At 59.3% G+C, this 13,730-nt stretch carries 14 protein-coding genes; 7 read left to right on the forward strand and 7 right to left on the reverse strand.

The window, feature by feature from the left end; genetic code table 11:
* Positions 1-2 precede the first annotated feature (2 nt).
* The 5 genes from nrdR to PY649_RS13310 all read right to left on the reverse strand — a co-directional run bounded on the left by nrdR (position 3) and on the right by PY649_RS13310 (position 4,864).
* A complete protein-coding gene (gene nrdR, locus PY649_RS13290) occupies positions 3-479 on the reverse strand; it encodes a transcriptional regulator NrdR (protein ID WP_120703770.1) in 477 nt (158 codons plus the stop codon).
* Between the two features lie 9 nt (positions 480-488).
* On the reverse strand, positions 489-1,787 hold the full coding sequence (gene glyA / locus PY649_RS13295; protein WP_285868911.1) for a serine hydroxymethyltransferase: 1,299 nt from the start codon (positions 1,785-1,787) through the stop codon (positions 489-491).
* Between the two features lie 175 nt (positions 1,788-1,962).
* The gene (locus PY649_RS13300; RefSeq protein WP_285868912.1) at positions 1,963-3,273 is read right to left on the reverse strand and encodes a L,D-transpeptidase family protein; all 1,311 of its coding nucleotides are present in this window, start codon (positions 3,271-3,273) and stop codon (positions 1,963-1,965) included.
* A 506-nt stretch (positions 3,274-3,779) separates the two neighbouring features.
* Positions 3,780-4,295: a transcriptional regulator LdtR gene (ldtR, locus tag PY649_RS13305; protein ID WP_028753315.1), complete on the reverse strand. Its 516-nt coding sequence runs from the start codon at positions 4,293-4,295 to the stop codon at positions 3,780-3,782.
* Between the two features lie 131 nt (positions 4,296-4,426).
* Positions 4,427-4,864: a DUF6163 family protein gene (locus PY649_RS13310; RefSeq protein WP_285868913.1), complete on the reverse strand. Its 438-nt coding sequence runs from the start codon at positions 4,862-4,864 to the stop codon at positions 4,427-4,429.
* Positions 4,865-5,009: 145 nt separating this feature from the next.
* Between PY649_RS13310 and hemB the strand changes: the two genes are divergently transcribed.
* The 6 genes from hemB (at position 5,010) to PY649_RS13340 (ending at position 9,159) form a co-directional block, all read left to right on the forward strand.
* Complete coding sequence (gene hemB / locus PY649_RS13315) at positions 5,010-6,023, forward strand: porphobilinogen synthase (RefSeq protein ID WP_285868914.1); 1,014 nt, start codon at positions 5,010-5,012, stop codon at positions 6,021-6,023.
* A gap of 179 nt (positions 6,024-6,202) precedes the next feature.
* Positions 6,203-6,661, forward strand: a complete 459-nt coding sequence (locus PY649_RS13320) for an RDD family protein (RefSeq protein ID WP_285868915.1) — start codon at positions 6,203-6,205, stop codon at positions 6,659-6,661.
* A 170-nt stretch (positions 6,662-6,831) separates the two neighbouring features.
* Positions 6,832-7,605 carry an arginyltransferase gene (locus PY649_RS13325; protein WP_285868916.1) on the forward strand — a complete coding sequence of 258 codons (774 nt, stop codon included), beginning with the start codon at positions 6,832-6,834 and terminating at the stop codon, positions 7,603-7,605.
* The gene (locus PY649_RS13330; protein WP_285868917.1) at positions 7,606-8,487 is read left to right on the forward strand and encodes a DMT family transporter; all 882 of its coding nucleotides are present in this window, start codon (positions 7,606-7,608) and stop codon (positions 8,485-8,487) included.
* A 61-nt stretch (positions 8,488-8,548) separates the two neighbouring features.
* The gene (locus PY649_RS13335; protein WP_034487322.1) at positions 8,549-8,770 is read left to right on the forward strand and encodes an AbrB/MazE/SpoVT family DNA-binding domain-containing protein; all 222 of its coding nucleotides are present in this window, start codon (positions 8,549-8,551) and stop codon (positions 8,768-8,770) included.
* Positions 8,767-9,159 (forward strand): type II toxin-antitoxin system death-on-curing family toxin, encoded by a 393-nt coding sequence (locus PY649_RS13340; protein ID WP_285868918.1) that lies wholly within the window; start codon positions 8,767-8,769, stop codon positions 9,157-9,159. Before PY649_RS13335 ends, PY649_RS13340 begins: the two co-directional genes overlap by 4 nt.
* Before the next feature lie 97 nt (positions 9,160-9,256).
* Here the strand turns inward: PY649_RS13340 and parC are convergent, their stop codons facing one another.
* Positions 9,257-11,512, reverse strand: coding sequence for a DNA topoisomerase IV subunit A (parC, locus tag PY649_RS13345; protein ID WP_285868920.1), 2,256 nt, complete (start codon positions 11,510-11,512; stop codon positions 9,257-9,259).
* 228 nt (positions 11,513-11,740) lie between these two features.
* On the opposite strand from parC, the gene PY649_RS13350 reads away from it, so the two are divergent.
* Positions 11,741-12,928, forward strand: a complete 1,188-nt coding sequence (locus PY649_RS13350; protein ID WP_285868921.1) for an aq_1923 C-terminal domain — start codon at positions 11,741-11,743, stop codon at positions 12,926-12,928.
* A gap of 116 nt (positions 12,929-13,044) precedes the next feature.
* Here PY649_RS13350 and PY649_RS13355 read toward each other — a convergent pair whose 3' ends face one another.
* The gene (locus tag PY649_RS13355) at positions 13,045-13,701 is read right to left on the reverse strand and encodes a TetR/AcrR family transcriptional regulator (RefSeq protein WP_285868923.1); all 657 of its coding nucleotides are present in this window, start codon (positions 13,699-13,701) and stop codon (positions 13,045-13,047) included.
* Positions 13,702-13,730 lie beyond the last annotated feature (29 nt).

The raw sequence follows: 13,730 nt of genomic DNA on the forward strand, positions 1-13,730 counted from the left end.
GGTCAGGTGTCCAGCGGATCGCGGGCGATCTTGGCGTTGATCTCGGTAATCACCTGCTCGAAATCCTCCGCATGCGAGAAATCGCGATAGACGGAAGCATAGCGCACGAAGGCGACGTCATCGAGGCTCTTCAAAGCTTCCAGCACCTGCAGGCCGATCTGCTCCGAACTGATTTCCGTTTCGCCGGAGCTTTCCAGGCGGCGAACGATGCCGGAGACGGCACGCTCGATGCGATCGCGGTCGACCGGGCGCTTACGCAACGCGATCTCGAAAGAGCGCACCAGCTTGTCCCGATCGAAGGGCACCTTTCGACCGGTCTTCTTGATGACCATCAATTCGCGCAGTTGCACGCGCTCGAAGGTCGTGAAACGGCCGCCGCAATCCGGACAGATGCGCCGCCGGCGGATGGAGGTGTTATCCTCCGCCGGGCGCGAATCCTTGACCTGGGTATCTTCAGAGCCGCAGTAAGGGCAGCGCATGCGCTCTCCTCAACCCATGTAGCCGTACATGGGGAAACGGCCGGTGAGATTGACCACCTTTTCGCGCACAGCAGCCTCGACAGCGGCATTGCCTTCATCGGAATTGGCGACCTTCAGGCCGTCAAGCACTTCGATGATGAGATTGCCGATTTCGCGGAATTCGGCTTCCTTGAAACCGCGCGTCGTGCCGGCCGGTGTACCAAGACGGACGCCGGAGGTGACGAATGGCTTTTCCGGATCGAACGGGATGCCGTTCTTGTTACAGGTCACGTAAGCGCGGCCGAGAGCGGCTTCGGCGCGCTTGCCGGTGGCGTTCTTCTTGCGCAGGTCGACCAGCATCAGGTGGTTGTCCGTGCCGCCGGACACGACGTCCAGACCGCCGGCGATCAGCGTTTCCGCAAGCGCCTTGGCATTCTTGACGATCTGCGCGGTATAGTCCTTGAACTCCGGCTGCAGGGCTTCGCCGAGAGCAACTGCCTTGGCGGCGATGACGTGCATCAGCGGACCGCCCTGGAGGCCGGGGAAGACGGCCGAATTGAACTTCTTCGCCAGATCCTCCTCATTGGTGAGGATCATGCCGCCGCGCGGGCCGCGGAGCGACTTGTGGGTCGTGGTCGTTGCCACATGGCAATGCGGGAACGGCGACGGGTGCTGGCCACCGGCAACGAGGCCGGCAATATGGGCCATGTCGACCATCAGATAGGCGCCGACACTATCGGCGATCTCGCGGAAGCGCTTCCAGTCCCAGATGCGGGAATAGGCCGTGCCGCCGGCGATGATCAGCTTCGGCTTGTGCTCTTCCGCCTTGCGCTGAACCGCATCCATGTCGAGCAGGTTGTCGCCTTCGCGCACGCCGTAGGAAACGACGTTGAACCACTTGCCGGACATGTTGACCGGCGAACCATGCGTGAGGTGGCCGCCCGAATTGAGATCGAGACCCATGAAGGTATCGCCCGGCTGCAGCAGCGCCAGGAAGACCGCCTGGTTCATCTGCGAACCGGAGTTCGGCTGGACATTGGCGAAGTTGACACCGAACAGTTTCTTGGCGCGTTCGATGGCGAGTTCTTCGGCGATATCGACGAACTGGCAGCCGCCGTAATAGCGCTTGCCCGGATAGCCTTCGGCATATTTGTTCGTCATGATCGAGCCCTGCGCTTCCAAGACGGCGCGGGAAACGATGTTTTCCGAGGCGATCAGCTCGATCTCATGCCGCTGACGACCCAATTCCTTGTTGATCGCGCCAAAGATCTCCGGATCGGTATCGGCAAGCGAGCGATTGAAGAAGGGTTCGGTGGAAGCATTGGTCATCGTGGAAGCTCCTGAACGGGCCGGAACGGCAATGGAGACGGTATTAGCGTCAGGGTCGCCCGAGAGCAATACGATGAGCGACATTTGCTGGGCATTCTACGATGAGTGCTTCGGGCAAATGGAAAAGCCGCATCCGAAGATGCGGCTTCCATAAATGTCGCTCACGTCAGGCCGATTATTGAACCGGCTGCTCCATGCCCTGCGTCGTATCCAGGGCCAACTCGGAATTGCCATCTAGCTGGTAGATATCGTCGCGGAACTGAACGATGCCATCGGCAGCGCCCCAGGCGGAAATATAGACGAAGTAGACCGGAACTTCCGTCGCCAATGTGATCGGTGTGTTGACGCGGGTGGCGATGACCTGCTCGATGTGCTGGCGCGGCCAGCCCGGAGTTTCAGCCAGCAGCCAGGTCGCCAAGTCGCGCACGTTCTGAACGCGCACACAGCCCGAGCTGTCGAAACGCATCAGCTTGTTGAACAAGCCCTGTTCAGGCGTGTCGTGCATATATTCGTTGTTGGGGTTATGGAAGTTGATTTTCGTGGACGCCATGGCGTTCAGCTTGCCCGGATCCTGGCGGAACATCAGATCCGGCGCCTTGTCGGAATTCCAGTCGATCGTCTCAGGTGCAACTTCGTTGCCCTTTCCGTCGAGAAGGCGGATGTTGCTCTTCTTCAGGTAGGTCGGATCCTTCCGCATCAGCGGCACGATGTCCTTGATGATGATGGAGCGTGGCGCCGTCCAATAAGGGTTGAGGATGACCTCGTAGATCTTTGAATTGATGAGGTGCGTCGGGCGTGAGAGGCGGCCGACGATCGCTTCATGGCGCAGCGCCACCTGACCATCCTGCACGGCTTCGACATAGGTCGCCGGGACATTGACCATGACATGACGGCGGCCGAGATCGGCCGGGAAAGTCTGCAGGCGGATGAGGTTGGTGTTCAGCTGCTGCAGGCGGACATCAGCGGGGATATTCATCGCCTTCAGCGTGAACTCGCCGAGAACACCATCCGGCGGCAGGCCGTGGCGAGCCTGGAAGCGCTTGACTGCGCCGTCGACATAGGAGTCGAAGGCAGTCGACATGCCTGCTTCACGCGGCAGGTCGCCGGTTATCGTCAGATGCTGGCGCAGCGCCTGTACGGAGCCGTCGTTGACACCGAGTTGAAGCGTTTGGTCGCCGGGGTTGATCTGCGGCCAGCCGCCATTGGCGACGATGCTCTGATACTGGGCGATCGCCTGCTGGATGTTCGGTACGGAATCTGGCCCGAGGATCGGCGTGTTGGAGACAACCGCTGCGGCGGTACGCGCGGCCGCCTTCGCATCGAACTGATCGTCCCAGTTGCCGCGGGCCCGGTTGTTGATCAGCGCACTGAGAGGCGTCTGGTCCTGTGCAAGAGCCGGAGCTGCCAAAGCGGCGACGCCTAAAGTTGCCGCAGACCGCAGGAAGGAGCGGCGCGAGAAAGGTTCAATTCCGTTTTTCTTCGACATATCCCACCGTTCGACGCTGCGACCAAATTTATCCGCAGCCAAGAGAGAAAGCAGTAAATACAGCAACTCGCGCCAAGTAACGCAGCTCACTATCAATCCGTTGCCTTAGAGCACCACAAAAACTTCGCTCCGGACCATCACAATATTGCGAGCCCAAAGCGCTAAGGCATGAAGATCAAGACTTGAAAAGCGCCGTTTGCCGTTCATTTCCGCTGTCATAGCAATATGGCCAATTCGTGTCGCCCGGCATGAAACTTGCTTTCGCCTGCCGTAACGGAAGAACCACCATTTTGCGTTGCTAAAATACCATGGGATTGGTTCATAGCGCCTGAGGCTTAGGCGTCAATGGTGCAGATGCCGCAGACATTGTTGTGCACCGCAAGGTGGTGACCGGACGTGACAAAAAGCGCACATACGCTGGTCCCGACAAAGCATAAGCTGGACACGCAGGGAGCGTATCCAGCTTATTGCACTGGAGAGTCTCTTAGCAGATCTGCCGCCGCTATTTACAGGCGATACAAAATCTGATCGTTCCAGAAGCGGTCGAGGCGCTGCAGGAGCTTGTTCATCTGGGTGAACTCGTCCGTGCCGATGCCGCCGACCTTGTCGATGGAGGCGATGTGGCGCTCGTAGAGCTTGGCGACGGTTTCGGCGATGTCCTGGCCGGTTTCCGTCAGGCTGATGCGAACCGAGCGGCGGTCGATGCGCGAGCGCTGGTGGTTGATGAAGCCGAGGTCGACCAGCTTCTTGACGTTGTAGGAAACGTTGGAACCGAGATAGAAGCCGCGGGAGCGCAGCTCGCCGGCGGTCAGCTCGGAATTGCCGATGTTGAAAAGGAGCAGCGCCTGCACCGCGTTGACGTCGTCGCGGCCTTGGCGGTCGAACTCGTCCTTGATAACATCGAGGAGACGGCGGTGGAGGCGCTCCACCAGGTGGAGCGATTCCATATACAGACCACGGATATCTTCGATCTGCTGGTCCCGAGCATTCGCAACTGCCTGCGGCTTGATTTTCGTGTTCATCATGACTTGGCCTCACTGTTTTGTTTGGCGGTGTCGTTTTCTTCCCGCCTTGAGTGAGACCCTATCGAATACACATAAAATTCTACTTAAACTGCAGGCTTAACAGCACCTTACCAGGAAGTCTTGGTGTCTCAGGGTAAATCAACCATTACCTGTTGCCGACGCCGGCGCTTTTCCTGCCACAGTAAAATACGGAAAATACAGTAGAGCACGGCGACGCAGCCATGCAGGATCACGATCAACGGATTGGAGCCGAAAATCTGCGGCCAGAGCCCGTACATCAGCGCCTGACCGCCCGCTGCCAGCACCCAGATGACCGGCCCCCAGGAGACCGTCAGCCACAGGCCGAGGGCCGCGACTGGGAAGACGACGGCAAGGCCAGCGCCTGCCACTTTCCAGGGCAGATTGAGCAGATCGAAACGGGCATGACCTTCCAGCGAATAACCGACCAGCATCGACCAATATTGCAGGCCGAGCCAGAAGCAGGCGATCGCAATCAGCCGCAGGAACAGGACGAATAGAATGTCCGTCAGCGTGTTCTTGGGCAAGGTCGAAGAATCAGGTTCCATGTGCGAACAATACGTAGGAGGCCACTGGCTCGCCAGAGCTATAATGGCTGCGGCCTTTCGCCGGGTTTTGTTTCCTGGGGACAGCGTGATAGGTACGCTGCTTGCAAATTGAGGCCATAGATAGACTAAAAAGGATGGCGGAACCATGGAAGACAAGACGCACCTTGTTGACGAGATCACGGGGCATCGGCGCATGCGGCGCAACCGCAAGGCCGATTGGACGCGCCGCCTTGTGCAGGAAAACCGGCTGACCGTCGACGACCTGATCTGGCCGATCTTCCTGATCCCCGGCAGCGGCATCGCCGAGCCGATCCCGGCCATGCCCGGCGTCTTCAGACTGACGGTCGACAAGGCGGTCGAAGCCGCTAAGGAAGCGGCCGACCTCGGCATTCCCGCGCTAGCCACCTTCCCGAACATCGAAATGGAGCTGCGCGACGAAACCGGCTCCAACAGCCTGGAAAAGAACAACCTCATCAATCTCGCCAGCGCCGCCATCAAAAAGGCCGTGCCGAATATCGGTGTCATCACCGACGTCGCCCTCGATCCATTCACCAGCCATGGGCACGACGGCATTCTGCGCGGCAACGAAATCGTCAACGACGAGACGGTCGAGCAGGTGGCGCGCGCCGCCGTCTACCAGGCGGACGCCGGCGCCGATATCATTGCGCCCTCGGAGATGATGGATGGGCGCATCGGCGCAATCCGCCATGCGCTCGACGCCGCCGGTCACCAGAGCGTCGGCATCATGAGCTATGCTACCAAGTTCAGCTCGGCCTTCTACGGCCCCTATCGCGAGGCGATCTCGACCGGCGGCCTGCTGAAGGGCGACAAGAAAACCTACTACATCGACCCGGCCAACGGCACCGAAGCAGTGCGGGACGCTGCCCTCGACGTCGAGGAAGGCGCCGACATGCTGATGGTCAAGCCCGGCCTGCCCTATCTCGACATCTGTTGGCGGCTGAAAGAGGCCTTCGGCCTTCCGACTTTCGCCTATCAGGTGTCCGGCGAATACTCGATGATCAAGGCCGCCGCCGCGAATGGCTGGATCGACGGCGAACGGGTGATGCTGGAAACGCTGCTCGCCTTCAAGCGCGCCGGCTGCGACGGCATTCTGACCTATTTTGCGCCGGAAGTGGCGAGACTGCTGGCAAAGAGGTAATCGCGGGCCACAAGCTTATTGCATTTGCCGGACCTCACACCATATGTTCGGCAAATGTTTCCCTCTTGCGCCGCACGTCGTGCCCGACGCGTAAAAGTCGCAATGGAATCTTTAACCTGCGCATGAGCTTTTTCTGAAATCGGAACGATTGGAGGGGTTATGCGCGAAGGAGGAAGACAATGAGCCTGAATCCTAGCCCGCTTTATGCAGCACCGGACGACTGGCGCGCCTATAGTGGCGTGCTGAGCCGGCGCATCTTCGCCTTCATCCTCGATTATGTCATCGTCGGCCTGCTCTGCATCCCGGCAGCGATCCTGTTGTTCTTCTTCTCGATCCTGACGCTTGGGCTGGGCTTCGTGCTCTACCCCGCCCTGTGCATCATCGTCGCCGGTCTCTATTTCGGCTGGACGCTCGGAGGGCCACATCAGGCCTCGCTCGGCATGCGGGCCATGGGCATCGCCATGGTGCGTCTAGATGGCCGGCCGATGGATTTCCTGACCGCCATCGTGCATCTGGCACTGTTCTGGATCCTGAACTCCGTCTTGACGCCGCTCATTCTGCTGGCGGGCCTGTTCATCGAACGCAGCCGCCTGGTACATGACCTGTTGCTCGGTACGGTTATCATCCGAACGGCCTAAATTACGCCGATATCCACCCAATACCATATCCGGACGAAAGGGCGTTTTGCTTCTGAACAAGCCGGGAAACTGTGACCTTGCACAAAGGACATAGTTGACGTTTTCTAAACTTGGGCCATGCTTGTGATAATGGGAATCCGAATGCCGAACGAAAGGTCAATCAGCGGCAGATGAACACGCAGTCGACGCCATCCCCGCAGTTTTATCTGACGGCACCGGCTGCCTGCCCGTACCTGCCGCGCGAGATGGAGCGCAAGGTCTTTACCCATCTCGTCGGTCCGCGCGCGGCGGAGATGAACGACATTCTGACCCAAGGCGGCTTCCGCCGCTCGCAGAATATCGCCTACCGCCCCGCCTGCGAATCCTGCCGCGCCTGTATTTCCGTTCGCATTCTCGCTCAGGACTTCGTGCCCAGCCGCTCGATGAAGCGCGTCCTGTCGGCCAATAGCGATATCATCGCCACCGAATTTCCGGCCCAGCCGTCGAGCGAACAATATTCCCTCTTCCGCCGCTATCTCGATGACCGTCATCAGCAAGGCGGCATGTCCGACATGACCGTGCTCGACTATGCGATCATGGTCGAAGATACCCACGTCAACACCCGCATCATCGAATATCGCCGGCGCGAGGAAGGCTCAGGGCTCGAGCAGCGGCCAAAGGGCGAGCTGCTGGCGGCTGCGCTGACCGACGTGATGAGCGACGGATTGTCGATGGTTTATTCCTATTTCAATCCCGATCTCGACCATCGCTCGCTCGGCACCTTCATGATCCTCGATCACATCAAGCGGACCAAGGCGCTCGGCCTGCCGCATGTCTATCTCGGCTATTGGGTCAAGGGCTCGCGCAAGATGGACTACAAGACACGGTTTCAGCCGCAGGAGCATCTGACGCCGCGCGGCTGGGAGCGCTTCGATCCCGCGGATGCCGAAGACAATTCCCGCTGAATGGTCTCCCATCTCTCGCATCACCGAAAAGGCTTGCTGCTGACCACGATCGGCGGTCTCGCGTTGTCGTTTGATATCCCGCTCATTCGGCTTGCGAGCGGCGACGTCTGGTCCGTCCTCACGGCGCGCAGTCTTGCGACGATCTTCGTGTCGCTGGTTGCTCTTATCGTCATCCGCCGCGTCACCGGGTCACTGCGCGGCGTTCTGCCGGGTTGGATCGGGCTTCCCGTCGGCCTCTTCTACGGCCTGACGACCATTACCTTTCTCCTCGCCATCTACTACACGACGGCAGCGAACGTGGTGTTCATCATCGCTCTCAATCCGATGTTCGCCGCACTCCTCTCCTGGATTTTCCTGAAGGAGCGCCCCGCTCTTTCCACCATCGTCACCATGATCGCGATGATCTTCGGCGTCGGCCTGATCGTACAGGGTGGCATGGAGGGCGGCCATTTCCTCGGCGACGCGCTGTCGGTTCTCGCTTCTTTTTTCATCGCCTGCGCCATCACAATTGCCCGAGCCTCGCGCAGGGATATGGGCTTCGCTTCCCTATTGTCCGCGATCATCCCTGCCGCGATCGGACTCTACCATGTCATCCCGTCAAGCATTGCCATCGATCATCCCGCCTGGATCCTGCTCGACGGCGCGGTCCTGATGCCCCTCTCCTTCTGGTGCCTTGCCACCGGCACCCGCTTTCTGTCGGCGCCAGAAGTGGCGATGTTCTATCTGCTGGAAACGATCCTGGCGCCGATATGGGTCTGGCTGATCTTCGCCGAAGCGCCAAGCAACATGACGCTTACCGGCGGGCTGGTGCTGATCCTGGCGCTCGCTGCGCATTCGCTATGGCAGGCTCGGATCAGGGCGAAACTGGCACCGGCGGGGTGAGGCGGTTTGCGACCGTAATGGCCCTATGTTATAACTCCGTTATTACATAGGGAGCAGAACGATGAACGTCGTGATCCGCAAGATTGGCAATTCCGAAGGCGTGATTATTCCGAAGGAAGTTCTTCAAAGGCTCGGTTTGAAAAATGGCGATGCTTTGGAAATTCGCGAAGTAAACGGCAATATCGAATTGGTTCCCGAGCGCGCCGACCTCGCCGAACAATTGCGAGCAGCAAGGCTTGGGATGCAAAAATATCGTGCAGCCCTGCGCGAGCTCGCAAAATGAATGAGTACAAATGGCTGTCACGCGAAGCCATTGAGATCATGCACCACGAGCAGCTCGCCGAGCATGGCGGATTGCCGGGGTTAAAAGACGAAAATGCCTTGGAAGCCGCCATCGCTCGTCCATTGAACAAAGCTGCATATGGCGAGAATGATCTATTCGCTCTTGCTGCGGCCTACCTTTATGGCCTCGTTCGGAACGATCCTTTTTCCGATGGAAATAAGAGAACGGGATATGTGGCGGCTTTTACATTTCTCTACATCAACGGCTATCTGATTGATGCAGACGATGGAATGATCGTAACTCTTGTACTAGGCATTGCCGCCGGAGAAATCGATGATACGGGAGCGACACGCTTCCTCAGAGACTTCTCCGTACCACTGGTCCACTGACCGCAAGTCCTGCCGGCGCACCACCCGGCCCTTCGCTTGAGCTCAGGGCGTTCGTCGCTCGAAACGCCCTACTGGGGCGTTTCGTCGGCTACGCTCCTCACCCCGAAAACCTGCCGCTTCTCGGGAAGCCTTTCGGCACATTGCGGCCTGCCGCAGCGCGGTCGCCGAGCCATTCGACCAGCTCGTCCTTGGTCTTGGTGAAGGTACGGCCAGCGCTGTCTTCCCAGGTCAGGCCGTCGGCGATGGCGAAGCACCTGATGTCGCTGACGCCGCCATCCTTGTAGCGCTGCAGGCGTACGCCCTTGCCGCGCGACATTTCCGGGATCTGCTCCAGCGGGAAAACCGCCATCTTGCGGTTCTCGCCGACGATGGCGACGTGATCGCCCGAGATCGGCACCAGCAGCTTGGTCTCATCCGGCGTCGTCAGGTTCATGATCTGCTTGCCCTTGCGGGTGTTGGCCACCAGTTCCACTTCCGGCACGATAAAGCCGTTGCCAGCGGTCGAGACGACCAACTGCTTGCGCTGAGGATCGTGGACGAAGGCGGTCAGCACGTCCTGGTCATTTTCCATGTCGACCATGATACGCAGCGGCTCGCCATGGCCACGGCCGCCGGGCAGCTTGTCGCCGCCGAGCGTATAGGCCTTGCCGCCGGTCGTGATGATCAGGATCTTGTCGGTCGTCTGCGCCGGGAATGCCACCTTCAGCCCGTCGCCCTCCTTGAAGGTGAGCGTCGACGTATCCGAGATGTGGCCCTTCAGCGCGCGGATCCAGCCTTTTTCCGAGACGACGACGGTGATCGGTTCCTTCTCGATCATCGCCTGCTGAATCGCCGCATCATCGGCCTCAGGCGCTTCGGCAAACTGCGTGCGACGGCGGCCGAGTTCGGTCGCCTTGGCGAACTTCTTCTTTACCTCGCCGATTTCCCAGGCGACCGTCTGCCACTGCTTGTCGTCGGAGGCGAGCAAGGCCTCGATATCGGCCTTCTCCTGGGTCAGGCCATCGAATTCCTTGCGGATTTCGAATTCTTCGAGCTTGCGCAAGGAGCGCAGCCGCATGTTGAGGATCGCCTCGACCTGGTTGTCTGTCAGCCCGAACCGCTCCATCATCACAGGCTTCGGCTCATCCTCCTCGCGGATGATGGCGATGACCTCGTCGATGTTGAGGTAGGCGATCAGGAAACCGCCGAGGATTTCCAGGCGCTTTTCGATAGCGGCGAGGCGGAAGCGCGAACGGCGCAACAGAACTTCGCGGCGGTGGTCCAGCCACTCCTTCAGCACGTCGTTCAGCGCCATGACCTTCGGGATGCGGCCCATGGACAGAACGTTCATGTTGAGTGGGAAACGGCTTTCCAGTTCCGTCAACTTGAACATTGATTCCATCAGGATCATCGGATCGACGGTGCGGCTCTTCGGTGTCAGGACGACACGGATGTCCTCGGCGGATTCATCGCGAACGTCCTCGAGCAGTGGCAGCTTGCGCGACAGAAGCAGCTCGGCGATCTTTTCGATCAAGCGCGACTTCTGCACCTGGAACGGGATTTCGGTAATGACGATCTGATAGCCGCCGCGACCGAGATCTTCGGTTTCCCACTTAGCACGCACGCGAAAACCGCCACGGCCGGTCTTATAGCTTTCGATGATGCTGTCTCGATTGTCGATGATGATTCCGCCCGTCGGGAAATCCGGGCCGGGAATGAATTCCACCAACTTTTCGACGGTCGCGTCCCGATCGCGGATCAGATGCAGCGCCGCATCGCAGAGTTCGTGGGCGTTGTGCGGCGGGATGGAGGTCGCCATGCCGACAGCGATGCCCGAGGAGCCATTGGCGAGCAGGTTCGGGAAAGCGCCGGGCAGAACGATGGGCTCGGAATTCGACTCGTCATAGGTATCGCGGAAATCCACTGCATCTTGGTCGATGCCCTCGAGCAGCAGCTCCGAAACCGCCGTCATCTTGGATTCGGTGTAGCGCATGGCTGCGGGGCTATCGCCGTCGATATTGCCGAAATTGCCCTGGCCGTTGACCAGCGTGTAGCGCTGCGAGAAATCCTGCGCCAGGCGAGCCAACGCGTCGTAGATCGATTGGTCGCCATGCGGGTGATAGTTACCCATCACCTCGCCGACGATCTTGGCGCATTTGCGGAAGGCGGCGTTGGGGCGCAGGCCCATCTCGCTCATCGCGTAGACGATGCGCCGGTGAACCGGCTTCAGGCCGTCGCGAACATCCGGCAGGGCGCGATGCATGATCGTCGACAAGGCATAGGCCAAGTAGCGCTCTTCGAGCGCGGCCTTGAGATCGACCGGATGGATGCTGTCGTCGTCGCCGCCACCAGGCGGTAAAAGATTTTGTCCCATGGCTCTTGACTATCGGAGATGCCCATTCCCGGCAAGGAAAACAGTGGAAAGCACTTGTGGATGACGCCTCAATTCACGCACGATCTGACGTAACGTTGGACACAATTTCCGTGCATCTATTTGCTATCGCCACTGTCATTGGAATTTAAGGCAAACGTGAATATAACTCGCGGCAGTACACGCAACATATGTGCCCCGCCTACACCAGCTCAATGAGGAAAAGCCACCATGACTTTCTATCGGACAACACGGCTGATGCTGTCCAGCGCCGCAATTCTGTCTTTTGCCAGCTCCGCCTTTGCGCTTGATGGCAACGACCTCCTGAAGAAGATCAATGACGCCTACGCTCTGCAAGGCGGCTCGGTTGCAGCCCAAAGCATCGATGTCAGTGGCACGACGGTGACGCTGAAAGGCGTGACCATCAACGCGGCTGGGACGCCCGATGGCGTTAAGGTGGGCGATATCACTTTGACCGGCGTAGCGGAAGCAGGCGGCGGCTACACGATCGATCAGATCGCGTTTCCCAACGTTGCCACGACCAAGGACGACGTTACCATCGCAGCCTCCGACCTCAAGTTGAGCGGCGTCGAAATCCCGGCCGATGCGACCAAGGGCGATCTCGACTCCCTGCTGCTCTATAAGACCGCACATGCCGGCTCCGTCTCCTTCACCAAGGACGGCACGCAGGTCTTCTCATTCACCAACGCCGACGCCACGATGAGCAAGCGAGCCGACAAGTCCGGTCTCGACTTCAATGCCAATGTCGATGGCATCAAGGCCGATCTCAGCAAGGTCGACGATCCGCAGACCAAGGAGGCCATCAACCAGCTCGATCTGCAGCAGTTGAGCGGCAGGATCGCCATGAAGGGCAGTTGGGAGATTGCTCCAGGCAAGATCGACATCACCGAATATTCGCTGGATTTCAAGGATGTCGGTAAGCTGAACATTGCGCTCAGCCTCTCCGGCTACACGCCCGCCTTCGCCAAGTCGCTGCAGGATACGCTCAAGACCGTCCGCTCCAATCCGAACCAACAGGATGCCCAGCAATCTGCCGGTCTTGCCATGCTCGGTCTTCTGCAGCAGTTGACCTTCAACAGCGCGCAAATCCGCTTCGACGATAGTTCGATCACGTCCCGCGCACTCGAATTTGCCGGCAAGCAGCAGGGTGTTTCCGGCAAGCAGCTCGCCGACACGCTGAAGGCGATGACGCCGATCATGATGGCTCAGCTCAACATTCCGGAGCTGCAGAACGCCGTCTCTGCGGCCGTCAGCGCCTATCTCGACAATCCGAAAAGCCTGACGGTCAAGGCTTCGCCGGACAAGCCGGTGCCGCTGCCGATGATCATCGGCGCCGCCATGGGCGCTCCGCAGTCGATCCCTCAGGTCATCGGCCTCAAGGTTTCGTCCAACGACTAAGCGGCCGTTCTCCAAGCTGTTCAGCAACCCGGCGATCCCGCGAACAGACCCCTGAAAGTTGCACGACAACTTTCAGGGGTCTGTTCATTAGGTCGCCGGGTTTTTGTTGCCGCCGGTTAGAGCTCCGGCCGCAACTGGTATTTTTTCAGCTCGCTGAGACCATGGGATAATAGGGCAAGCAATTCATCCGTGGTTGCACCATCGCGCGCCTGGACGGACATGCCCTGCACGATTGCGCCCAGAAAGCGTGCAAGCGATCGGGCGTCGGCATCCGACCGCATGTCGCCCTCCGCGATACCGCGCTCGATCCGTGCCGTGAAGATGACCAGCGACTGCAGGCGCATCGAAGCGACGTGATAGGCGATCGGTTCGTTTTCCTCCGCGCAATTCAGCACCGCCGTCGATATCATGCAGCCCTTCGGATGCTCCGGCGCCGTGAAGATCTTGGCGGAATTCGTCAAAAAGCGCTCGAAGGCGGTCACCGTATCCACCCTGTCCGCAAACGGATTGCCGGGCTCCGCTCGTGGCATGCGCCGATACTGCTCGAGCGTTTCTCGGTAGAGCTCGGCTTTGGAACCGAAGGCCGCATAGAGGCTTTGCGGTGTGATCCCCATGGCAGCCGTCAGATCGGCGATGGAGGAACCATCATAGCCATGCTTCCAGAATGTATCCCGCGCGGCGGCAAGAACGGTCTCGCGATCGAAGGCCGGCGGGCGCCCACGCTTGCGCGGCGAGGAATTTTCTGTCTCTTCCATATTTTTCACAATGGTCACTCTAGAATTATTTCCCGATCTGGTTTATT

Origin of the sequence: Rhizobium mayense, from assembly GCF_030272705.1 — a bacterium.
In the GTDB taxonomy this organism is placed as follows: domain Bacteria; phylum Pseudomonadota; class Alphaproteobacteria; order Rhizobiales; family Rhizobiaceae; genus Rhizobium; species Rhizobium mayense.

Coding starts and splice junctions, on each gene's coding strand:
- parC (WP_285868920.1), bottom strand. CDS start 11,512: ATGGGACAAAATCTTTTACCGCCTGGTGGCGGCGACGACGACAGCATC.
- PY649_RS13325 (WP_285868916.1), top strand. CDS start 6,832: ATGAACACGCAGTCGACGCCATCCCCGCAGTTTTATCTGACGGCACCG.
- glyA (WP_285868911.1), bottom strand. CDS start 1,787: ATGACCAATGCTTCCACCGAACCCTTCTTCAATCGCTCGCTTGCCGAT.
- nrdR (WP_120703770.1), bottom strand. CDS start 479: ATGCGCTGCCCTTACTGCGGCTCTGAAGATACCCAGGTCAAGGATTCG.
- PY649_RS13320 (WP_285868915.1), top strand. CDS start 6,203: ATGAGCCTGAATCCTAGCCCGCTTTATGCAGCACCGGACGACTGGCGC.
- PY649_RS13335 (WP_034487322.1), top strand. CDS start 8,549: ATGAACGTCGTGATCCGCAAGATTGGCAATTCCGAAGGCGTGATTATT.
- PY649_RS13350 (WP_285868921.1), top strand. CDS start 11,741: ATGACTTTCTATCGGACAACACGGCTGATGCTGTCCAGCGCCGCAATT.
- PY649_RS13300 (WP_285868912.1), bottom strand. CDS start 3,273: ATGTCGAAGAAAAACGGAATTGAACCTTTCTCGCGCCGCTCCTTCCTG.
- ldtR (WP_028753315.1), bottom strand. CDS start 4,295: ATGAACACGAAAATCAAGCCGCAGGCAGTTGCGAATGCTCGGGACCAG.
- PY649_RS13330 (WP_285868917.1), top strand. CDS start 7,606: ATGGTCTCCCATCTCTCGCATCACCGAAAAGGCTTGCTGCTGACCACG.
- hemB (WP_285868914.1), top strand. CDS start 5,010: ATGGAAGACAAGACGCACCTTGTTGACGAGATCACGGGGCATCGGCGC.
- PY649_RS13340 (WP_285868918.1), top strand. CDS start 8,767: ATGAATGAGTACAAATGGCTGTCACGCGAAGCCATTGAGATCATGCAC.
- PY649_RS13310 (WP_285868913.1), bottom strand. CDS start 4,864: ATGGAACCTGATTCTTCGACCTTGCCCAAGAACACGCTGACGGACATT.